This window comes from Cryobacterium lyxosi, assembly GCF_004403345.1.
Taxonomy (GTDB): Bacteria; Actinomycetota; Actinomycetes; order Actinomycetales; family Microbacteriaceae; genus Cryobacterium; species Cryobacterium lyxosi.
This window is the reverse complement of record NZ_SOGT01000004.1, coordinates 21,220-42,264: the sequence shown is the minus strand read 5'-3', so window position 1 is coordinate 42,264 and position 21,045 is coordinate 21,220. Positions and strand designations below refer to the sequence as shown.

The following is a 21,045-nucleotide window of genomic DNA, read 5'->3' as shown; positions in this document are numbered from 1 at the left end:
TACCCGCGAGATACCGCCAGCACTACCAGGACACCGGCAGCGCCTTACCCTCCTCATAGCCGGCGGCCGATTGAATACCTACGAGCGCTTTCTCGTGAAAGTCCGCGACATTGGTGGCTCCGGCATAGGTGAACGAGGAGCGCACCCCCGAGGTGATCATGTCGAGCAGGTCTTCGATCGACGGGCGCAGCGGATCGAGGTAGATTTTCGAGCTCGAGATTCCCTCGGCGAACAGGGTCTTGCGGGCGAGGTCGTAGGCGTCGAGGCGCTCGAAGCGCGCCTGAACCGCCTTGGTCGACGCCATGCCCCAGCTTTCCTTGTAGACCGCGCCGCTGGCATCCACATTCAACGTGCCGGGCGCTTCGGTGGTTCCAGCGAACCAGGAACCGATCATGACGGATGCTGCGCCAGCGGCCAGCGCCAGGGCCACGTCGCGCGGATAGCGCACCCCGCCGTCTGCCCAGACGTGAGCGCCGAGCTCACGCGCGGCCGTGGCCGTTTCGAGCACGGCCGAGAACTGGGGCCGGCCGACGGCGGTCATCATGCGGGTGGTGCACATTGCCCCGGGACCCACTCCGACCTTGACGATGGTCGCGCCAGCGCCGACCAGATCACGCACGGCGTCTTTGGTCACGACGTTGCCGGCCACGATCGGCAGCCCGAGGTTCAGGTCGGCGACGATGCCGATCGCGCGCAACATGCCATCCTGGTGGCCGTGCGCGGTGTCGATCACCAGAATGTCTACGCCGGCGGCGGCGAGCGCGCGAGCCTTCGCCGCGACGTCACCGTTGATACCGATCGCTGCTGCGACCTTGAGCCGTCCGTGTGCGTCGAGCGCGGGCTGGTAGAGCGTGGAGCGCAGGGCGCTCTTGCGACTGAGGGTTCCGATCACGACGCCATGGTGCAGTACCGGAGCGAAGTCGATGTCGGCCTCGGTCATCAGGTCGAAAGCGCGGCGCGGCCCGTCGACGTCATCGGCGTCGATCGCGGTCAGTTCACCGTGCAGCAGGTCACCCAGGCGAGCGTCGGGCAGGGCTGTCGCCAGCCGGCTGGCGACGATGCAGCCGAGGTAGTCACCATCAGCGGAGTGGATCACTATTCCCTGTCCGGGAACGGCCGGAACCTGCCGACGGGCGAGCTCGACGGTGTCGTCGGGGGCGAACACGAACGGCGTGTCGAAACGAACCGACTGGTCTTTCACCCAGCGGATGGCCGCATCCAGGTCTTGTAGGTGCATGTCCTGCGGCAGTACCCCGAGCCCGCCACGTCGGGCGAGCGAGGCCGCCAGACGAGGCCCGGTGACCGAGTTCATATTCGCCGACACGATGGGTATCGTGGCGCCGGTGCCGTCACTCGGCGCCAGCGAGACATCTAAACGGCTGGTGACGGTCGATTGGCCGGGCACCAGGAACACGTCGGAGTAGGTCAGATCGTGACTGGGTGTCGTTCCATAGAACTGCATACCAAGAACGCTAGCCGCTCAGAGGGGTGTTTATAGCGGGACGGGATGGGATTAGGCTAGACGGGCAGACTGACCTGGCGGTCAAGATCGTCAGCGACAGGCTCAATGAAAGCGCAGATTGACCCGGCGATTGAACCCGCCGAGGGCATCCAACTTCAAAGCAGAGAGTGGGCGATCCCACGGTGTCAGGCCAGGTAACCGGTGGAGCTTCCGATGAGACAACGTCGGGCGAATTCGGAGCAAATGAGTGGCTCGTTGACGAATTGTACGAACGCTACTTGATCGACAAGAAGTTAGTGGATGAATCGTGGTGGCCGGTGCTCGAGAGCTACCAACAGACCGCGAACACCCCGGCAACCGCCGCTCCGGTACCGCAGGCCACCGCTCCGGCAGCTCCGGCAGCCCCGGCAGCTCCGGCGACAGCCGTAACGGCACCAGCAGTAACGGCACCAGCAGCTCCGGTCGCGGCCGCCGCGCCGGTCGCGCAGACCGCTCCTGGAGCCGCAGCTCCGGCTCCGGTGACCGAGAACCAGCCCACGGCGCGCACCACCTCGAGTGCACCCAAACCGGCCCCCGTTCCCGCTGACGCCCCCGTGACGAGCCCGCAGGCCATCATCGTCGATGCCTCCGCGCCGGTCAAACAAGATCAGGTCTCGCCGCTGCGCGGCATGGCGAAGTCACTTGCGACCAACATGGTCACCAGCCTGACCGTGCCGACGGCCACCAGCGTGCGTACCATTCCGGCCAAGCTGCTCATCGACAACCGCATCGTCATGAACAACCACATGAAGCGGGCTCGTGGTGGCAAGGTCTCCTTCACCCACCTGATCGGTTGGGCTCTCATCCGCGCGCTCAAGATGTTCCCCAGCCAGAACGTCTACTACGACGAGGTCGACGGCAAGCCTTCGGTCGTTGCCCCCGCCCACGTCGGCATGGGGCTGGCTATCGATATGCCCAAGCCCGACGGCACCCGCGCCCTGCTCGTCCCGGCGATCAAGCGTGCCGACACGATGACCTTCGGAGAGTACCTCGCCGCCTACGAAGACCTGGTCACGCGTGCACGTAAGAACAAGCTCACCGCCGATGACTTCGCCGGAGCGACCCTGTCCCTGACCAACCCGGGCGGCATCGGCACGGTTCACTCGGTGCCCCGCCTCATGAAGGGTCAGGGCTGCATCATCGGCGCCGGCGCCCTCGACTACCCGGCCGAATTCCAGGGTTCGAGCGTCAAGACCCTCACCGGCCTGGCCATCTCCAAGACCATCACCCTCACCAGCACCTACGACCACCGGGTTATCCAGGGCGCCGGTTCGGGCGAGTTCCTCAAGATCGTGCACGAGCTTCTGATCGGCCAACACAACTTCTACGAAGAGATCTTCTCGGCGCTGCGCATTCCGTACGACCCGATCCACTGGGCACCGGACATTAGCGTCGACCTCACGAGCGCCGTCGACAAGACCGCACGCGTGCAGGAACTGATCAATTCGTTCCGCGTGCGCGGCCACCTGATGGCCGACATCGACCCGCTCGAGTACTCGCAGCGCAGTCACCCCGACCTCGATATCGCCACCCACGGGCTTACCTTCTGGGATCTCGACCGTTCCTTCGTGACCGGCGGTTTCGGTTCGCAGCGCCAAATGCTGTTGCGCGACATTTTGGGAGTGCTGCGCGACTCGTACTGCCGCACCACCGGCATCGAGTACATGCACATTCAAGACCCAGCCCAACGCAAGTGGGTGCAGGAAAAAATAGAGAAGTCGTACGTCAAGCCCACGCACCACGAGCAGATGCGAATTCTCGCCAAGCTCAACGAGGCCGAGGCTTTCGAAACGTTCCTGCAGACCAAGTACGTCGGTCAGAAACGCTTCAGCCTCGAGGGCGGCGAGTGCACCATTCCGCTGCTCGACACTATTCTGCAGGGCGCTGCAGAGCAGGGCCTTGACGAGGTCGCGATCGGCATGGCCCACCGTGGTCGCCTGAACGTGCTCACCAACATTGCCGGCAAGACCTATGGCGAGATCTTCCGCGAGTTCGAGGGAACGCAAGACCCGCGCACCGTGCACGGTTCCGGGGACGTGAAGTATCACCTCGGCACCATGGGCTTGTTCCGCGGTGAAGACGGCGCCGAGATTCCGGTCTCGCTGGCCGCAAACCCGTCGCACCTCGAGGCCGGCGACGGCGTGCTCGAGGGCATCGTACGCGCCAAGCAGGACCGCAAGCCGATCGGCACCTTCTCCACCCTGCCCATCCTCATTCACGGTGACGCCGCGATGGCCGGCCAGGGCGTTGTGCTCGAAACCCTGCAGATGTCCCAGCTGCGCGGCTACCGCACCGGCGGCACCGTGCACATCGTGGTCAACAACCAGCTCGGTTTCACGACCCTGCCGCAGGATGCCCGCACCAGCGTCTACGCCACCGACGTCGCCAAGACCATTCAGGCGCCTATCTTCCACGTCAACGGGGACGATCCCGAGGCAGTGGTGCGTGCCGGCGAACTCGCGTTCGCTTACCGCCAGGAGTTCAAGAAAGATGTCGTCGTCGACCTCATCTGCTACCGCCGTCGTGGACACAACGAGGGCGACGACCCCTCGATGACCCAGCCGCTGATGTACAACCTGGTCGAGGCCAAGCGCAGCGTGCGCAAGCTCTACACCGAGGCGCTCGTCGGCCGTGGCGATATCACCGTGGAGGAATACGAAGCAGCCCACCGCGACTTCCAGGACCGCCTCGAACGTGCATTCCTGGAAACGCACGCCGCGCAGACCGCGTCGATTCCGATCATCACCCCGGAGATGGCCGCCACCGCGAAGGCCGAAGCTGAGGCACAGGAACGCGAGGACGCCGCTGGCGAGCCAGAGACGACCGGCGTTCCCGAGAGCGTCATCCAGCTCATCGGTGACGCGTTCAACAACAAGCCGGTCGGTTTCACGGTGCACAATAAGCTGCAGCAGCTGTTACAGAAGCGTCTCGACATGAGCCGCAACGGCAACATCGACTGGAGCTTCGGCGAGTTGCTCGCGCTGGGTTCGCTGCTGGTCGAGGGCACCCCGGTGCGTTTCGCCGGGCAGGATAGCCGCCGCGGCACGTTCGTGCAGCGTCACGCCGTTCTGCACGACCGGGTGAACGGCCAGGAATGGCTGCCGCTGGCCAACCTGAAGGACAACCAAGCGCGGTTCTGGATCTACGACTCCCTGCTGAGCGAATACGCCGCCATGGGCTTCGAGTACGGCTACTCGGTGGAACGCGCCGACGCTCTTGTACTCTGGGAAGCCCAATTCGGTGACTTCGCCAATGGAGCGCAGACCATCATCGATCAGTTCGTCTCCTCGGCCGAGCAGAAGTGGGGGCAGCGGTCATCCGTTGTGTTGCTGCTGCCGCACGGCTACGAGGGCCAGGGGCCTGACCACTCGTCGGCTCGTATCGAACGGTTCCTGCAGCTGTGTGCCGAGGAGAACATGACCGTGGCGCGCCCGTCGACGCCCGCGTCATACTTTCACCTGCTGCGTCGCCAGGCGTACATGCGTCCGCGTCGCCCGTTGATCGTGTTCACGCCCAAGTCGATGCTGCGGCTGCGCGGCGCGACGAGCGCCGTGGCCGAGCTGACCAGCGGCAAGTTCGAGACGGTCATCGATGACGCCCGTATCGCCGACAAGAGCGCCGTCAAGCGCGTCTTGTTCATGGCCGGGAAGATCTACTACGACCTGCTGAACGAGCTCGAGAAGAACCCGAACCCGGCGATCGCCCTCGTGCGCGTTGAGCAGTACTACCCGCTGCCCGCTGTGGAGCTGAAGAACGTAGCCGCCCAGTACCCGAACGCCGAGCTGGCCTGGGTGCAGGACGAACCAGAGAACCAGGGTGCCTGGCCGTTCTTCTACCTGGAGACCAGCAAGCTCGGTCCGCGCGCCATGCTGTTGTTCTCCCGTCCGGCGTCGGCGTCGCCAGCGGCTGGATCGGCCAAGCGCCACGCAATCGAGCAGGCCAAACTGCAGCGCGACGCTTTGACCCTCTAACAGTCAGAGCGAGGCTCTCACAATGGGGGTGGCGAGAGTCACCCCCATTGTTGTGTCCGTGGCGGCTGGATGTGTAGGCCGGCGGGGCTGTGCCAGCTGGCACGGCGGCGTCGTTTCGTCCCCGCCGTGATGCCGATGCCGTGGTGCCGATACCGACGTGTTGCCAGAGTGCGCCGACGGTTCTAGGCTCAGGGCAACTCGAGGAGAGACCATGCCCGTTCGCACTGTGAACCAGCTCGGGGAGCCGTGCTGGATTGACCTGATGACAAGCGACCCGGCCCGGTCGATCGAGTTCTACACCAAACTGCTCGGCTGGCGAGCCGTCGACACCGGGGCGGGAAGCGGCCGCTACACGATGTTCTTCCACGGCGACGCCGCCATCGCTGGTCTCACTGCCCAGGAGCGCGGAAACCGTGACTTCTGGACCACCTATCTCGCGATCGATAGCGTCGACGAAACCGTGCGCGCCGCGAGGGCCGCGGGAGCTACCGTGCTCGTGCATCCGCAGACTGTCGGGGACCAGGGGCGGCTGGCCGTGCTGACCGACCCGGCGGGAGCGGCCGTCGGCGTGTGGCAGGCCGCCGGCCATCGAGGGTTCCACGTCGACAACGAGATCGGGACGCCGGTCTGGCACGAGCTGATCACCCGTGATTTTAACGCAACGATCGCCTTCTACGAGGAGGTGTTCGGCTGGACGCCGATTCCGTTGAGCGACACCGCGGATTTTCGCTACAGCACCTTCGGCCACGACGAATCCATGACCGGCGGGGTGTACGACGCCGATGCCATGCTGCCAGCCGGGGTACCGGCATACTGGCAGGTATACCTGGGCGTCGCCGACGTGTGGGCTTCCGCGAAGAAAGTGAGTGAACTCGGTGGCACAGTGCTACGAGAACCGTGGGATTCCGACTTCGGAACCTTCGCTCAGGTAGCGGATGCGGCGGGCGCCGCGTTCCTGCTCGGGCAGGTCGAAGCGTCCCCGCGACCCTCCGACTAGTGCGAGGCTTGCAGGGAGCGCAGCTTGAGCAAAACCTGGTCGCGCAGGTCTTCGGGCGCGGTCTCCTTGCAGGCACGCTGCATGACCTCGGTCAAGGTGCGACCAACAAGATGTTCGCTGCTGCAGTCGGGGCAATTAGCGAGATGCTCCCGAATGTCGGCCGCATCATTCTTGCGAAGTTCGTTGTGCAGGTATTCTTCGAGTTCGGCCTTGGCCTTCTCGCAACCACAGTCGGTCATTTTTCTGTGCTCCTGGATGTTTTCTGGTCCTGGCCCATGCCCAGCCCGCGTTCAGCCGCGTAGCCGGCCAACAGCTCGCGCAGGAGTCGCCGGCCACGGTGCAGGCGACTCATTACGGTGCCGATGGGGGTCTTCATGATTTCGGCGATCTCCTGGTAGGAGAACCCTTCGACGTCGGCGAAGTACACGGCGAGTCTGAAGTCTTCGGGAATTGACTGCAGGGCGTTTTTGACGGCGCTGTCCGGCAGGTGGTCGATGGCCTCGGCCTCGGCCGAACGCCCCGACATCGCGGTGGTTGATTCGGCGCCGCCGAGCTGCCAGTCTTCCAACTCATCAATTGTGCCCTGGTACGGCTCGCGTTGCTTCTTGCGGTACGCATTGATGAAGGTGTTGGTGAGAATGCGGTACAGCCACGCTTTGAGGTTGGTGCCCTGCTCGTACTGTGCGAAGGCGGCGAAGGCCTTCACGAAGGTTTCCTGCACGAGATCCTGCGCATCCGACGGATTGCGTGTCATGCGCATGGCCGCCGCGTACAGCTGGTCGAGAAAAGGCAACGCCTGTTCCTCGAACAAGCCGCGGGTCTGCTCGCGCAGTTCCGCCTTGGTCGGGGAAAGTATCGTGAGATCTGTGTCGCTGCTCGAAAGGTCTCCCGAGTTCGCGGGCGTGTCTGAAGTCATTACCCCTGATTCTAAGCTGTTACCCACAGTCAGGGCTCGCTCCAGCAGCATTGACACCGTTATGCATCTCCCTCAGATTGTTATCACCGACTATTCTGATAACCGATGCTGATCTCGAAATATTCCAAGCCGGAGTTCGATCCGTACGGCGATAATTCACCGACCGTGGAAAATGCCTGGTGGCCGGCGCCGAACACAGACGCGCCCCTGCAGGCTGTGCTGGCCCTGCCAGGCTCGAAATCGTTGACCAACAGGGAGCTCGTCGCATCCGCTTTGGCCAGCGAACCGTCCCTGCTCCGGTCGCCGCTGCACTCCCGCGACAGCGATCTCATGGTCGCCGCGCTGCGCCAGCTGGGCACCACGATCGAGGCGGTGGCCGGCACGGGTGCGTTCGGCTCCGACCTGCTGGTGACCCCACCCGAGGAATTGCTCGGTTCCACCACGATCGACTGCGGCCTGGCCGGAACCGTTATGCGGTTTCTGCCGCCGCTGGCCGCCCTCGCCCTCGGTCCGACGACGTTCGACGGCGATGTCGGTGCCCGCCGCCGCCCCATGGGTCCGATCATCGGCGCGCTGCGCGACCTCGGCGGCGATATCAACGACGATGGCAAGCGCGCCTTGCCCTTCACCGTTCACGGACGCGGAGTGGTGGCTGGCGGCGCCACGACCATCGACGCGGGCACATCCAGCCAGTTCGTCTCCGGCCTGCTGCTGGCCGGCGCACGTTTCGAGCACGGGCTGCACCTCACGCACTCCGGCGAACGACTGCCCAGCCTGCCGCACATCGAGATGACCATCGAGGTGTTGCGCGCTCGCGGAGTCATCGTGGCCACGCCGAACGTCGGCGAATGGATCATCGAACCCGGTCTTCTCTCGGGTCGTACGGTCGATATCGAACCCGATCTTTCCAACGCCGCACCGTTCCTCTGCGCCGCGCTCGTGGCCGGGGGCAGCGTCAGCATCACCGGCTGGCCGCAGACGACCACTCAGGTGGGCGCCGACCTCGAGCAGCTCCTGCCGCTGTTCGGCGCGACCGTCACCCACGTAGGCGACCGCCTCACCGTGACCGGCGGCGAGCGCATTCTCGGTGTCGACCTGGACCTTTCAACCGGCGGCGAGCTCGCCTGCACTCTCGTCGCCCTCGCTGCCCTCGCCGAGACGCCGAGCACGATCACTGGAATCGGGCACATTCGCAACCACGAGACCGACCGCCTCGCTGCGCTGGCCACCGAGATCAACCGGCTCGGAGGCCAGGTCACGGAGCTGCCCGACGGCCTGCAGATCGAGCCGGCCCCCCTGCACGGCGGCCAGTGGCTCAGTTACGACGACCACCGGATGGCCACGGCCGGAGCGCTGATCGGCCTCGCCGTACCCGGCGTTGACGTGGAGAACATCGGCACGACCGCGAAAACCCTCCCCCAGTTTCCGCAGCTCTGGCATGCGATGATCACCGAAGCGGCGCTGTAGATGGCGGTGGCGGGCGATGCGACTGTGCCGGGCGATGGCGAGGATCGCGATCGGCTCAGCGCTCATGTGGTCGCCGACGCACCGTCCACGGACTACGCCCATTACGCCGACCTCGCCGGTGATCCTGGCGATACCTGGTGGGCTTCTGCCGACGATGACGAGCCTGAGTTTGATGAGTCGAACGTGCACGTGCGTCCCGGCCGCAAGGGCAGTAAACCCCGCTCCAAAACCCGACCGAGCCATGAGGACGCCCTGACCGGCCGCATCCTCTCGGTCGACCGCGGCCGTTATACGGTCATGCTCGATGAAAACCTGCCGACCGAGCGACGTATCACAACCGCCAGGGCCAGTGAACTGCGCAAAAAGGCCGTCGTCAACGGCGACCGGGTCGACATCGTCGGCGACACGACCGGGGCGGAGGGCAGCCTGGCCCGTATCGTGCGCATCGTCCCGCGCGACACGCTGCTGCGGCGAAGCGCCGACGACACGGATGCCGTTGAGCGCGTGATCGTGGCCAATGCCGACCAGATGCTGATCGTGGTCGCTGCGGCCAACCCGGAGCCACGCATCCGCTTGGTGGATCGCTACCTGGTCGCGGCCTACGACGCCGGCGTGAAGCCCATCCTGTGCATCACCAAGACCGACCTCGCCGACCCCGCCGTATTCTTGGCCAATTTCGCCGGCCTCGACCTGCCTGTGTTTCAGAGCGGCGAGGGCGGCATGCCGATCGAAGCGATCTCGGCGGCACTGGTCGGTCACGACACCGTCTTCGTCGGGCACTCCGGAGTTGGCAAGTCCACGCTGGTGAACGCGCTCGTGCCGGGCACCAACCGGGCCATCGGCGTCGTCAACACCGTCACCGGGCGTGGCCGCCACACTTCGTCGTCGACCGTGTCGCTGCGCCTTCAAACGGATGCCGGCCGCGGCTGGGTCATCGACACTCCCGGTGTGCGGTCCTTTGGCCTCGGGCACATCAACACCGACAACATTCTCAAGGCCTTCACCGATCTCGCGACGATCGCCGAACGCTGCCCGCGCGGCTGCACGCACTTACCCGACTCGCCGGACTGCGCCATCATCGAGGCCGTCGAGGCCGATGAACTCGGCGTGACCGGCCGGGTGCGCCTGGACTCCCTGCAGCGCCTTCTCGCCACCTTCGCGCCCACGCGCTGAGCCCGTGTCCCCTGACGCAGTTACGATGGAGGGATGACGGATTCAGCGCGCCTTGCAGTCGGCGATACAGCCCCCCAGTTCACCCTGACCGATCAGGATGGGGCATCCGTTTCACTGGCCGACTTTTCGGGCAGCAAAGTCGTCGTGTATTTTTACCCGGCCGCGATGAGCCCCGGCTGCACGACCCAGGCCTGCGACTTTCGCGACAACCTCGGGTCGCTCAAATCGGCCGGCTACCAGGTACTCGGACTGTCGAAAGATGCTCCGGCCACGCTCAAGAAGTTTCAAGAGCACGACGCCGTGAACTTTCCCTTGCTCAGCGACACCGACCTCGCCGTGCACCGCGCCTACGGCGCTTACGGCGAGAAGAATCTGTACGGCAAGATCGTGACCGGTGTGCTGCGGTCGACGATCGTGCTCGATGAGGCCGGAATCATCACCCACGCCCTTTACAACGTCAAGGCCACGGGCCACGTCGCAAGCCTGCGTAAGAAGCTCGGTATCGACGCCTAGGTTCGCACTTGATCGGGTCTTCACGCCCCGCACAGCGCCGTTTAGTCGGCTTCGGGCTCGGGTTCGTGGCTGGTCGCAGCTACGACACGCGGAGTGAACACCAAAACGAGCACGATGATAGACGGCAGCAGCAGCGCCCAGCCGACGTCAGGCCGAGCGTAGATTCCCTGAAAACAACCGATCGCGATCATGACCTGCACGAGCTGCCACGTGATGGCACCGCCACGAATCCACGGACGTCGACGAAGAGCGCCGACGGTGATCGCACTGACCCACACGGCAGCGACCACGATAAGGGCTAACAGGGCGAGCGCGGCTCCCACCGAGGTCGGGGTGGCAATGAGCAGTTCGAGCACCCACCAGGCGCTGAAGAACCACAGGGCGAGCGCTTCCAGGGCGAGGAATGCGATCAACACCCCCAACAGGGGGGCACGACGAAGAGCCCGGAGGTCGATCCAGGCTGGGCGCCCTGCACCAGAGCCGCTGTTCACAGCGAAAAACCATACAAAACTATTGATTTGATACCTCTATTATGGGACGATATTCAAGGTCTGGTTGACGCTCACAGGGACGTGAGCTATTTCAACGCGGTTAACGCGCAGATCCCACATTCCTGCAACCGGCCATCACCCCCGCAACTCTGGCCAATCGGCCGTGCACCCATGTAACAAAAGGAGCATCCCTATGGACTGGCGCGATAAAGCTGCCTGCCTTACCGCCGACCCGGAACTTTTTTTTCCGGTCGGCAACACTGGACCCGCTGTGGACCAGATCGAGAAGGCAAAGTCGGTGTGCGCACGATGCAACGTCACCGAGGTGTGCCTCCAGTACGCACTGGAAACCGGCCAGGACTCGGGAGTCTGGGGCGGTCTGAGCGAAGACGAACGCCGCGCGCTCAAGCGTCGCGCAGCACGCGCCCGCCGAGCTTCCTAGCGAGTTAGCACGACCACAGAACGCGAGCCTGCGGCCATCCGGTATTCCCGGAAGCCGTTGGCTCGTTTTTTTGTGCCCGCCAGCGGACCTCGCGACCGCGCGAAACCTCACCCGCTCGAGGGCCCACCGTATGGCCGCGGGCCAAGTCTATAAACTCGGCCCGCGCATCGGGCCCGGGCCCCGTCCAAAAGGAGACGGGGGCTAGCCTTCCTTCATGAAACGCAGGGGGATCTCGATCGTCACCTCGGTGCCGCTGCCCATCATGGTGTGCCAGTCGATGGTGCCGCCGAGTTCACCCTGAATAAGCGTGCGTACAATCTGCGTCCCGAGGCCAGAGCCCACCTTGCCTTCTGGCAGACCGACACCGGTGTCGCGCACCATGACGGTGAGTGTCTCATCGCTGCGCTGCGCCTCGATCGACACTTCACCCTCACGCCCGGCGAGGCCGTGCTCGACCGCGTTGGTAACCAGCTCCGTCAGCACGAGCGCGAGCGGCGTCGCATAAGCGCTCGGCAAGGTACCGAAGCTGCCGGAGGATTTCGGGTGCACGGTCGTGTTGTGAGCGGATGCCACCTCTACCGTCAACAGCAACACCCGTTCGAAGACAGCGTCGAAGTCGACGATCTGGCTGAGTCCCTCCGACAGGGTGTCGTGCACAACAGCGATGGCGGCAACGCGCCGCATCGCCTGGGTCAGTGCCTCGCGCGCCCGGTCGGACTGGGTGCGCCTTGCCTGGATGCGCAGCAGGGACGCCACGGTCTGCAGATTGTTCTTGACCCGATGGTGGATCTCCCGGATCGTCGCATCCTTGGTGATCAGCTCACGTTCCTGGTGGCGCAACTCGCTGACGTCACGGGACAAGATGATCGCACCAACGCGTTCTCCGCGGTTGCGAATGGGAATCGCGCGTAGCGACACCGTCACCCCGCGCGCCTCGATATCGGTGCGCCACGGCGCCCGCCCGGTGACGATCAGGGGCAGGGACTCGTCGACGACAGCAGTGCCGGTGAGCAGGCTCGTGGTGACCTCGGCGAGGGACTCCCCCTCGAGTTCTTCGGCGAAACCCATACGGTTGAATGCGGAAAGCGCATTCGGGCTGGCAAAGGTGGTCAAGCCGTCGACGTCAAGGCGCAGCAGGCCGTCCGAAGCGCGCGGCGCGCCGCGGCGCGGTCCGGTTGGGGCCCCAAGATCGGGAAAGTCGCCGGAGGCGATCATGGCAAAGAGGTCGTTCGCGCAGTCGTTGAAGGTCAACTCCTGACGACTCGGCGTGCGCGCCTCACTCAGGTTGGTGTGACGGGTGAGCACCGCCACCGGGACAGCTGTCACCTCGGATCCGCTCGTGCTCAGTCGGCGCAATACCGGAATGGCCCGCACGCGGGTGGGAGTCTCCTCGAACCAGGCAGGGGCATCGCGGTCGACGATCTTCGCAGCCTCGAAGGCTTCAGTGACCTGGTTGCGCCACTCCGCTTTGATGTGCTGGCCGACGAAGTCCCGATAGAACAGGGTGGCCGCGCTTGATGGGCGTGCGTGCGCTACCGCGACGAAACTGTCGGAGGTCGTCGGAACCCACACGACGATATCCGCGAACGCGAGGTCAGCCAGCAGCTGGCCGTCCGCGACCAGCATGTGCAGCCAGTCCACGTCTTCCGCGCTGCTGCGGCCCTGGGCAAGTACGAGATCACTGAGCGTCGACACTCTCCATAGCCTAGGTGTATCTGTGGGTTCACCTCGCCGTACCTCACATGACCGGGGCTGCCTTTCGTCCGCGCCACGTGACGCGCCGCGGCTTGCGCTTCGATTCCGTGGCAGGAAGAACGATCAGGTCCTCCAGAACAAAACGACGGATGCTCACGCGCGCCGCAGATTTCGGGCTCGCGTCCCGCAGGGTGCGGCCCGTCAATACCGCGGCGTCCAGGGCGCCTTGGTCGTGCGGCACCAGAATCGATGATTCGATGCCGCCGAAACGCAACAGCATTGCCGTGACCTGCGCCCGCGGATTCATCCCGACAGCACTCGCCCGCACCTGGTTCATCACGACGCTGACCGTACTGGTGCCGATCACCTCGGTGAGATCGCTCCAGGCGCGAAGAAACCGGGCCATCCCCACCGGGTCTGCCAGCCCACAGGCGACAACGTGATCGGCCACGCGCAGGGCAGTGACGGTGGCGGCGTTCCGCCTTGGCGCCAACACGTCACTGCTCAGTTCTTCATCGCTCTCCAGACTGAATCCGGTATCGACCACCACGTAGTCGACCCAGTGGCGTAACGCGTCAATGGTGCGAGTGACCCGTTCGGTCGACAGTTCCGGCCAGCGCGACGGCCTGCCGAGGCCGGTGAGCACCCAGAAAGCGCCCTTGGGCGAGTTGTAGCGTTGCGCGATACGTTCAAGCTCCGATTGGTTGAGACTGTCGCTGCCGGCCAGCCGACAGGCGGCAGCGAAACCCGGTGCTTCGTCGAGCATGCCCAGGCTCGGGGCGATCGAGGCGCTGTAGGTATCAACGTCGGCCAACACGACGGTGTGACCGGCTGCCGCGATTTCCGCCGCGATGTTGATGGCGAGGGTGGTGCGCCCCGGGGCGCCACATGGACCCCAGACCGCGATCACCGACCCGGTATTGAGCGCGCCGCCGGTGAAATGCCGTTCCCCCACCCGCAACGGAACGACAACGCCCGACACAAGCAGATCTTCGATCTCCGACCAGTCGCAGGGTATCGCGACCGTTTCGTACAGGCCGAGTGTGCCCGCGTGCCGCCGCTCCTGTTCGGTCGCGGTCAGGGCGACGACCCGGATGCCGCGCTCGTCGCACGCGGCGATCAGCTGCCCCGTCAGGGACTCGCGGCGACCACTGACGACGACGACGTGCGGCTGGCCATGCGATAGCGTCTCGAGAAACTCCCGGGCGGTATCAACGCGCGTGACGACGCTGTGCCCGCAATCCACGATCTCGGCCAGCATCCGCTGCTCGGTCGCTCGATCCAGCACGAGCGCGAGCCTGGCCATCAGGGCACCACCGGGGTGTTCACGGGCACGATCGCGACGGCATCACCGTTCATGATCGCTTCCAGCACCACGCCCACACTGGCCTTCGGTACGAGCATCTCGACGGATTGACCGTTGTCGGCCGCGATGATGCCGGTCGGTTCGACGATACGAACGATAACGGCCTGCCCCACGAGAATCGTCGGCGGAGCGTACTCGCTGGGCCCGGTAGCCCGCGCCGACCAGATATCGACGACGGAGCCCGCCACGATGGACGCGGCCAGCCTTCCGGGGATATCGACGACGACACTGGTCACGTCGCTCCCCGACGCTTGTCCGACCGCGGAGCGTGCCACGAGTTCGCCGGCCAGGATGGTCTGGGTGACGAGCAGACCGCGTTTCAGGTCGGCCGCCGGCATAAGATACAGGTCGGCCGTGCCGCCGAGCTGCACCCGGCTCTCCACGAGGTCGGCCGATCTGAGCTGATCGCCGACGGTCAGTGTGTGCCGTGCGGTGTAGACCGCCGTGGTGCGATCACTGCCGGCGACGATCGCGCCGACGCCCGCGATCGACGCAGCGACCAGCACCAGACCGATGACAAATCGGGGATCGACCCAGAACCGGCGGCGCGTACGTATGGAACCGGTTGTTTTCATCCGTTACCTCGCTTGTCTGTAGCGCTTCTGATGATGCGTTGGGCCTTATCGTGCCCGACTGCGGAAAATCGTGGAAAAGTCATCCACAATTACCCCAGCCGGATGACGTGAATTTGCCAGAACGGCACGAGACGGTAGTGCAGGACTTCCGGCGCGCGGCGCAGCGTTCCGAGCGGATGCACCGCCAGATCGAGGTGGTCACGCGCGACCCGGTCGATGGTGCCGGCCAGGACACCACCGCGGGTCGCAAGCTCCACGCTGCGCCGTCGCCGGCACAGATCGCGAAGCACAAAGGGGAAAGCGACACGTTCGATCAGCTTTCCGGTAGATTCTGACTCGACCGCGAGCGAGGCCAGATACTGCTCGTCATTGAGCACGACACCGGCGATGGCCGAGAGCGGAATCACACACTGAACCCGACCGTTTCCAGCGCCCGTTAAGTCAGCCGCGAGCCAGTCTCGGCCGAGCGTCGTCGGGCGAAGCACGATCGTCTCACCGGAGACCAGCACAATGCGCAACTGCAGCGCGCCACCCAGGCCAACCGACCGCACCACGTTACTCAATCGGGTGCGCAGGGAGAGCTTGTCCAACCGCTGGCGTTCTTCCTTCAGGCGCAGGTCAGTAGCTTCGGAGTGCAACTCGCGTTCGAGCTGCCCTTCGAGGTCATCAAACAAATCATCCCAGCGCACACGTCGAAAGTAGCCGACGCGAGACGATCTCGCTCACGTTGTGCACAGGCTCTTTAAGCGCTAGACAACGCGGTGATCAAGCTGGTTGAGTGTGGCGCTACAAGAGTTGCACGTTCGATATCAGGAGGAACGATGACGTCATCTGGTTCCGGTGCTTCCAGCGCACAGGTTCACCCGTCGGAGGCTCACAACGATGCGCGCAGAGTCAGCCCGAAGCCGATTGGACAGGCACACCGGCCCGAACCGGAGCAGGTGCTGCGCGCCCTCGCCCTGCGGGCTGTCGAAGTCATCGCCGGAGCCAGAGACCTCGAGCAACTCGCGCGATGGGTTACCGACGACGTCTACGCCCATCTGCGCGTGCGCGTGTCGATCGCCGCTCGCGCCAGAGCCATCACGGGAGTCGTCGCTGAACGGCCAAGGCTGTGGATCGACCATGTCACGACCTGGCCGACCGACACCGGCGGTTTCAATGCAGTGATCTTGGTGTACGACAAACGCCGAGCGCACGTCGTTTCGGTACAGTTGGAAGGCTTGGATCAGCGCTGGCGTGCCACCGTTCTCGTTGTCCTGTGATGCGCGGGGCATTTCCGCCAGCAGACGGATGCCCCGCTCACGAACCGTGCGACAACGCTCGCCCACGAATGGGCGTGCGTTGCCGGCCCAATCGTCGGCACAATCGTCGGCGTGCGTCGGGGCTAGATCGTCTTCTTGCCCTGGGCGCGGCGCTCGGCCCGGTTCACCGGTGCGGCACCCTCGGTTTTCTGCCCAAACGCTCCACGCTGGGGCGGGCTGGCTGCTTCTTCCGCCTCGTCATCGCTCGCCGCGATCGTCGCCGTGCGCCTGGCCCGATCAGTGGCAGCCTGCTGAATCTGGCCGCGCTGATTGCGCACCTCGACTCCGCCGGAATCGCTCGGCGCAGTGTAACTGAGCTTCTCGTCTGATGAGTCAGCTGGGCTGAGCCCCTTTCCCGCAATGGCCGGCCCGTTGACGGCACCAGCACCGGCAGTCACCTCAACGTCGAGGTTGAACAGGAACCCAACGGTCTCCTCGCGAATCTGGCCCATCATCTGCTGAAACATGGCGAAACCCTCGCGCTGGTATTCGACCAGCGGGTCGCGCTGCGCCATCGCACGCAGCCCGATGCCATCTTTCAGGTAGTCCATCTCATAGAGGTGGTCGCGCCAGCGGCGGTCGATCACCGAGAGCACCACACGACGTTCCAGTTCGCGCATCGCGGGGGCACCGAGGGAATCTTCACGACGTGAGTAGGCGAGCTTGGCGTCGGAGAGAATCTCCCGGCGCATGAAATCGCGATTGATTCGGCCCTTGTCGCCGGCCTCAGAAACGACCTCGTCGATGGTCAGTCCCACCGGGTAGAGGGTCTTCAATTCGGTCCACATCGCGTCGAAGTCCCAGTCGTCGCCGTTGCCGTCGCTGGCATGCACGTCGAGCACCTCGTCTATGACGTTGGTGAGGAAAGTCTGGGTGCGTTCATGCAGGTCGTCACCTTCGAGGATGTGTCGACGGTCACCGTAAATGGCTTCACGTTGGCGGTTGAGAACGTCGTCGTACTTGAGCACGTTCTTACGAATCTCGGCGTTACGACCCTCGACCTGTGACTGTGCGCTGCGGATGGCGCGGCTGACCACCTTGGATTCGATCGCCATGTCGTCTGGCACGCCCGAGCGGCCCATCAGAGCTTCGGCTGCGCCGGCGTTGAACAGGCGCATGAGGTCGTCGGTGAGCGAGAGGTAGAACCGGCTCTCGCCCGGGTCTCCCTGGCGTCCGCTGCGTCCGCGCAGCTGGTTGTCGATGCGGCGTGATTCGTGCCGTTCGGTACCGAGCACGTAGAGGCCGCCGGCAGCGATGACTTTCTCGGCCTCTTCACTGACGTCGGCCTTGACAGCGGTGAATACGTCGTCCCAGGCGAGTTCGTACTCGTCAGGTGTTTCTACCGGGCTGAGGCCCTTCGCGTTCATCTCGGCAACAGCGAGGAACTCGGCGTTCCCGCCGAGCATCACGTCGGTACCGCGGCCGGCCATGTTGGTGGCGACGGTCACCGAGCCGAGTCGACCGGCCTGCGCGACGATCGCGGCTTCACGGGCGTGGTTCTTCGCGTTGAGGACCTCGTGTCGCACACCCATTTTGGCGAGCAGGCGGGACAGGTACTCGCTCTTCTCGACGCTGGTCGTGCCGACCAGAACCGGCTGGCCGGCTTCGTGGCGCAGGGCGATGTCTTCAACGACCTGACGAAACTTGGACTCTTCGTTCTTGTAGATCAGGTCGGACTGGTCGATGCGCTGCATCGGCTTGTTGGTGGGAATGGCCACGACGCCGAGCTTGTAGGTACTCATGAACTCAGCAGCTTCGGTCTCGGCCGTACCGGTCATGCCGGAGATCTTCGAGTACAGGCGGAAGTAGTTCTGCAGGGTAACGGTGGCCAGGGTCTGGTTCTCGGCTTTGACGGCGACACCCTCCTTGGCCTCGATCGCCTGGTGGATGCCCTCGTTGTAGCGGCGTCCCATGAGAATACGGCCAGTGTGCTCATCGACGATGAGCACCTCCCCGTTCATGACGACGTAGTCCTTGTCCTTCTTGAACAAAGAATTCGCCTTGATGGCGTTGTTCAAAAAAGAGATCAGCGGCGTGTTGGCTGATTCGTAGAGGTTGTCGATGCCGAGGTAATCCTCGACCTTTTCGATGCCGGGCTCGAGCACGCCGATGGTGCGCTTCTTCTCGTCGACCTCGAAGTCTTCGTCGGCGATGAGACGCTTGGCCAGGCTGGCGAACTCGTTGAACCAGCGGTTAGCTTCGCCCGACGCCGGCCCCGAGATGATCAGCGGGGTACGAGCCTCGTCGATGAGGATCGAGTCGACTTCGTCGACGATGGCGAAGTAGTGCCCGCGCTGCACCATATCGCTGGCCTGCCACGCCATGTTGTCGCGCAGGTAGTCGAAGCCGAACTCATTGTTGGTGCCATAGGTGATGTCGGCGGCATACATTTCGCGCCGCTGTGCCGGAGTCTGACCCGAGACGATGCATCCGGTCGTCATACCGAGGGCACGGAAGACGCGGCCCATGAGCTCGCTCTGGTAGCTTGCGAGGTAGTCGTTGACCGTGATGACATGCACACCGCGGCTGCTGATGGCGTTGAGGTAGGCAGCGGTGGTGGCGACGAGGGTCTTGCCCTCTCCGGTCTTCATCTCGGCAATGTTGCCAAGGTGAAGGGCCGCTCCACCCATCAGCTGCACGTCGAAGTGCCGCAGCCCCAGGGTGCGAGTGCTCGCCTCGCGCACTGCGGCGAACGCCTCGGGCAGCAGATCATCGAGCGATTCCCCGTTGGAGTACCGTTCCCGGAGGGTGACGGTCTCGTTTTTCAGCTCCTCGTCGGTGAGCTCGTGGAAGTCTTCTTCCAGCGCGTTGATGGCCTTCGCGTAGTTTTCCAGGCGGCGCAGAACGCGACCCTCACCAACACGAAGAACCTTTTCAAGAATTGACGCCACGAATGTACTCCACTAGTCAAACGGTGCAGGCACGCACCGTGGCAGCCCAATCGGACTGCCACAGCACAAGCCTGCGCCTCTCGTCTGGCAGATGCCAGAGCACCGACCTGGTCGGCGGCTAAGGTAATGCTAGTTGGTCAGTTGGCACGCCCGCTGGTAACGGGCACAGCCTCCTGCAGCTCGCCGACCGAGCCGTCGAGTTCGATCACTCCGTAGTCCCAGCCCTTGCGGCGGTAGACCACACTGGCTCGTTTGGTTTCGATGTCCTGGAACAGGTAGAAATCGTGGCCGACGAGTTCCATGAAGTAGAGGGCATCATCGACGGACATGGGGGCCGCCGCGAAAACCTTGCGACGGATGACGACGGGGCAGTAATCCTCCTCGGTGGAGGCCTCGGGGGCATCCGCTTGCACGATAGGAATCGCACCGGTGCGCACGCGCTCGAGCGTCTCGGGGTTGGCCGGTGTGATGTCGATGACGCTGAAGCCGACCGCGGACGCTTCGTGGAGCGAGGTGGGCCGGTGGGCGCCGCCGCGGTGTACCTTCTTGCGGTCCTTGGCGCGACGAACACGCTCGAGCAGACGACCCAGCGCCACGTCGAAAGCGGCGTACTTGTCGGATCCGTCCGCTTCGGCCCGCACCAACGGACCCTTGCCGATCAGGGTGAGTTCGACCCGGTCGTTGCCGACGGCCGCCCCGTTCTTCTCGTGGTGTCGACTGACCTTGATCTCGAGGGCGAGGGCCTTATCGGCGAGAAGAGCAATTTTCTCGGCCTTCTCCGTCGCGTAATCCCGGAAGCGATCAGTGATCCCAAGGTTGCGTCCGACGATGTTAGTTTCCATGACGACCTCCAGTTTGGCGGACCGCCCAAAACCGGGCGATCAGTGCACGCCTTTGTCTCCACCGTAGCCGTGGGAGTGGAATAAGTCACAGTATTTGTCGACGAGTTTGCTCAGAGTGCGATTACGGGGACAGTAGACGCCGTGTTTCCGCGAGTGTGGCCAGACCGACGACGGCACCGCCGGCAGCAGACACGGCGCGGCGCGCCTCGAGCAGGGTCGCTCCCGTGGTGACGATGTCGTCGACCAGGATCACCAGCATCCCATCGAGCGGACGCCTGGCGACGAGGCTGTTGCTCTTGTTCGCAGCCCGCGCCGCCCGGCCGAGGCCCACTTGGTCGAGCGCCTCCGTGCGCTGCGCGAGCGCCGGAAATGGGTGCAGGCCGGCGCGGTGCAGCAGGGCATCGACCGGGTGGTAGCCCCGAACACGCCAGGCCCGACGAGACGACGGGATGGTCACGAGCTGGATTCCGGGGCCGGCATCATAACGCGCAGCACCACGACCCCGGCGGCCAGCGGGCACGGCGGCCAGCGCGGCCACGATGGCCGCCCGCAGCGGCCCGGCGAGCGCGGCGGCGGCATCCGTTCGGCCGCCGTCTTTGTAAGCCGCGATCGCATGACGGGCAGCGCCCTCGTAGGTGAGTGCGGCCCAGATGACGGCGTCGTCGCGGACGACCGGGTGCACGGAAGGCACCAGCGCCCGCCGGCACTCGGCGCAGAGGGCGCGGTCGACGACACCACAGCCACTGCACTCGGTCGGTAGCACGGTTGCCCAGGCATCCCGGCTCGCAGCGGCCAGACGCGCGCGCAGCTGTCGACTCATGGCCCCAGTGTGCCGCGAGGTAGCGGCAGGGCCGGCCCGAACGCATCAGCGGTGGATAAGCGCGCCTCGGCGCCTCCTGGGGAG

General features: G+C 64.6%; 18 protein-coding genes. 7 read left to right on the top strand and 11 right to left on the bottom strand.

Features of this window, described 5'->3' with window-relative positions; translation table 11 throughout:
• Window positions 1-22: 22 nt before the first annotated feature.
• On the bottom strand, window positions 23-1,462 hold the full coding sequence (gene guaB1, locus E3T27_RS03220) for a GMP reductase (protein ID WP_104196625.1): 1,440 nt from the start codon (window positions 1,460-1,462) through the stop codon (window positions 23-25).
• Between the two features lie 182 nt (window positions 1,463-1,644).
• Here guaB1 and E3T27_RS03215 point away from each other — a divergent pair, with 182 nt between their 5' ends.
• Window positions 1,645-5,472 carry a multifunctional oxoglutarate decarboxylase/oxoglutarate dehydrogenase thiamine pyrophosphate-binding subunit/dihydrolipoyllysine-residue succinyltransferase subunit gene (locus tag E3T27_RS03215; protein WP_134571646.1) on the top strand — a complete coding sequence of 1,276 codons (3,828 nt, stop codon included), beginning with the start codon at window positions 1,645-1,647 and terminating at the stop codon, window positions 5,470-5,472.
• A 211-nt stretch (window positions 5,473-5,683) separates the two neighbouring features.
• Window positions 5,684-6,469, top strand: a complete 786-nt coding sequence (locus E3T27_RS03210) for a VOC family protein (protein ID WP_134571573.1) — start codon at window positions 5,684-5,686, stop codon at window positions 6,467-6,469.
• Here the strand turns inward: E3T27_RS03210 and E3T27_RS03205 are convergent.
• Window positions 6,466-6,708, bottom strand: a complete 243-nt coding sequence (locus tag E3T27_RS03205; RefSeq protein ID WP_104196623.1) for a zf-HC2 domain-containing protein — start codon at window positions 6,706-6,708, stop codon at window positions 6,466-6,468. The genes E3T27_RS03210 and E3T27_RS03205 overlap by 4 nt on opposite strands.
• The gene (locus tag E3T27_RS03200; RefSeq protein ID WP_104196622.1) at window positions 6,705-7,385 is read right to left on the bottom strand and encodes a sigma-70 family RNA polymerase sigma factor; all 681 of its coding nucleotides are present in this window, start codon (window positions 7,383-7,385) and stop codon (window positions 6,705-6,707) included. The genes E3T27_RS03205 and E3T27_RS03200 overlap by 4 nt, the downstream gene beginning before the upstream one ends.
• A gap of 105 nt (window positions 7,386-7,490) precedes the next feature.
• On the opposite strand from E3T27_RS03200, the gene aroA reads away from it, so the two are divergent.
• The 3 genes from aroA to bcp are packed head-to-tail and all read left to right on the top strand — an operon-like array spanning window position 7,491 to window position 10,538.
• Window positions 7,491-8,852: a 3-phosphoshikimate 1-carboxyvinyltransferase gene (gene aroA / locus E3T27_RS03195; protein WP_134571572.1), complete on the top strand. Its 1,362-nt coding sequence runs from the start codon at window positions 7,491-7,493 to the stop codon at window positions 8,850-8,852.
• The gene (rsgA, locus tag E3T27_RS03190; protein ID WP_134571571.1) at window positions 8,853-10,025 is read left to right on the top strand and encodes a ribosome small subunit-dependent GTPase A; all 1,173 of its coding nucleotides are present in this window, start codon (window positions 8,853-8,855) and stop codon (window positions 10,023-10,025) included.
• A 33-nt stretch (window positions 10,026-10,058) separates the two neighbouring features.
• A complete protein-coding gene (gene bcp, locus E3T27_RS03185; protein ID WP_104196619.1) occupies window positions 10,059-10,538 on the top strand; it encodes a thioredoxin-dependent thiol peroxidase in 480 nt (159 codons plus the stop codon).
• A gap of 41 nt (window positions 10,539-10,579) precedes the next feature.
• On the opposite strand, the gene E3T27_RS03180 is transcribed toward bcp, so the two are convergent.
• A complete protein-coding gene (locus E3T27_RS03180; protein WP_233200660.1) occupies window positions 10,580-11,029 on the bottom strand; it encodes a hypothetical protein in 450 nt (149 codons plus the stop codon).
• Window positions 11,030-11,222: 193 nt separating this feature from the next.
• On the opposite strand from E3T27_RS03180, the gene E3T27_RS03175 reads away from it, so the two are divergent.
• The gene (locus E3T27_RS03175; protein WP_035837005.1) at window positions 11,223-11,471 is read left to right on the top strand and encodes a WhiB family transcriptional regulator; all 249 of its coding nucleotides are present in this window, start codon (window positions 11,223-11,225) and stop codon (window positions 11,469-11,471) included.
• A 201-nt stretch (window positions 11,472-11,672) separates the two neighbouring features.
• On the opposite strand, the gene E3T27_RS03170 is transcribed toward E3T27_RS03175, so the two are convergent.
• From E3T27_RS03170 to E3T27_RS03155, 4 genes are all read right to left on the bottom strand, one after another.
• Window positions 11,673-13,166, bottom strand: a complete 1,494-nt coding sequence (locus E3T27_RS03170; RefSeq protein WP_104196618.1) for a sensor histidine kinase — start codon at window positions 13,164-13,166, stop codon at window positions 11,673-11,675.
• A 43-nt stretch (window positions 13,167-13,209) separates the two neighbouring features.
• Complete coding sequence (locus E3T27_RS03165; RefSeq protein ID WP_104196617.1) at window positions 13,210-14,472, bottom strand: CpaE/TadZ family protein; 1,263 nt, start codon at window positions 14,470-14,472, stop codon at window positions 13,210-13,212.
• Entirely contained in the window at window positions 14,472-15,107 is a 636-nt protein-coding gene (locus E3T27_RS03160) for a hypothetical protein (RefSeq protein ID WP_134571570.1), read from the bottom strand. The genes E3T27_RS03165 and E3T27_RS03160 overlap by 1 nt, the downstream gene beginning before the upstream one ends.
• 89 nt (window positions 15,108-15,196) lie before the next feature.
• Window positions 15,197-15,796 (bottom strand): hypothetical protein, encoded by a 600-nt coding sequence (locus E3T27_RS03155; protein WP_134571569.1) that lies wholly within the window; start codon window positions 15,794-15,796, stop codon window positions 15,197-15,199.
• 132 nt (window positions 15,797-15,928) lie between these two features.
• On the opposite strand from E3T27_RS03155, the gene E3T27_RS03150 reads away from it, so the two are divergent.
• Window positions 15,929-16,369, top strand: coding sequence for an Rv3235 family protein (locus tag E3T27_RS03150; protein WP_134571568.1), 441 nt, complete (start codon window positions 15,929-15,931; stop codon window positions 16,367-16,369).
• Between the two features lie 122 nt (window positions 16,370-16,491).
• Here E3T27_RS03150 and secA read toward each other — a convergent pair whose 3' ends face one another.
• The 3 genes from secA to E3T27_RS03135 all read right to left on the bottom strand — a co-directional run bounded on the left by secA (window position 16,492) and on the right by E3T27_RS03135 (window position 20,961).
• Window positions 16,492-19,299 carry a preprotein translocase subunit SecA gene (gene secA, locus E3T27_RS03145; protein WP_134571567.1) on the bottom strand — a complete coding sequence of 936 codons (2,808 nt, stop codon included), beginning with the start codon at window positions 19,297-19,299 and terminating at the stop codon, window positions 16,492-16,494.
• A 137-nt stretch (window positions 19,300-19,436) separates the two neighbouring features.
• On the bottom strand, window positions 19,437-20,141 hold the full coding sequence (gene hpf, locus E3T27_RS03140; protein WP_134571566.1) for a ribosome hibernation-promoting factor, HPF/YfiA family: 705 nt from the start codon (window positions 20,139-20,141) through the stop codon (window positions 19,437-19,439).
• Window positions 20,142-20,262: 121 nt separating this feature from the next.
• Window positions 20,263-20,961 carry a ComF family protein gene (locus E3T27_RS03135; protein WP_104196611.1) on the bottom strand — a complete coding sequence of 233 codons (699 nt, stop codon included), beginning with the start codon at window positions 20,959-20,961 and terminating at the stop codon, window positions 20,263-20,265.
• Between the last annotated feature and the right edge of the window lie 84 nt (window positions 20,962-21,045).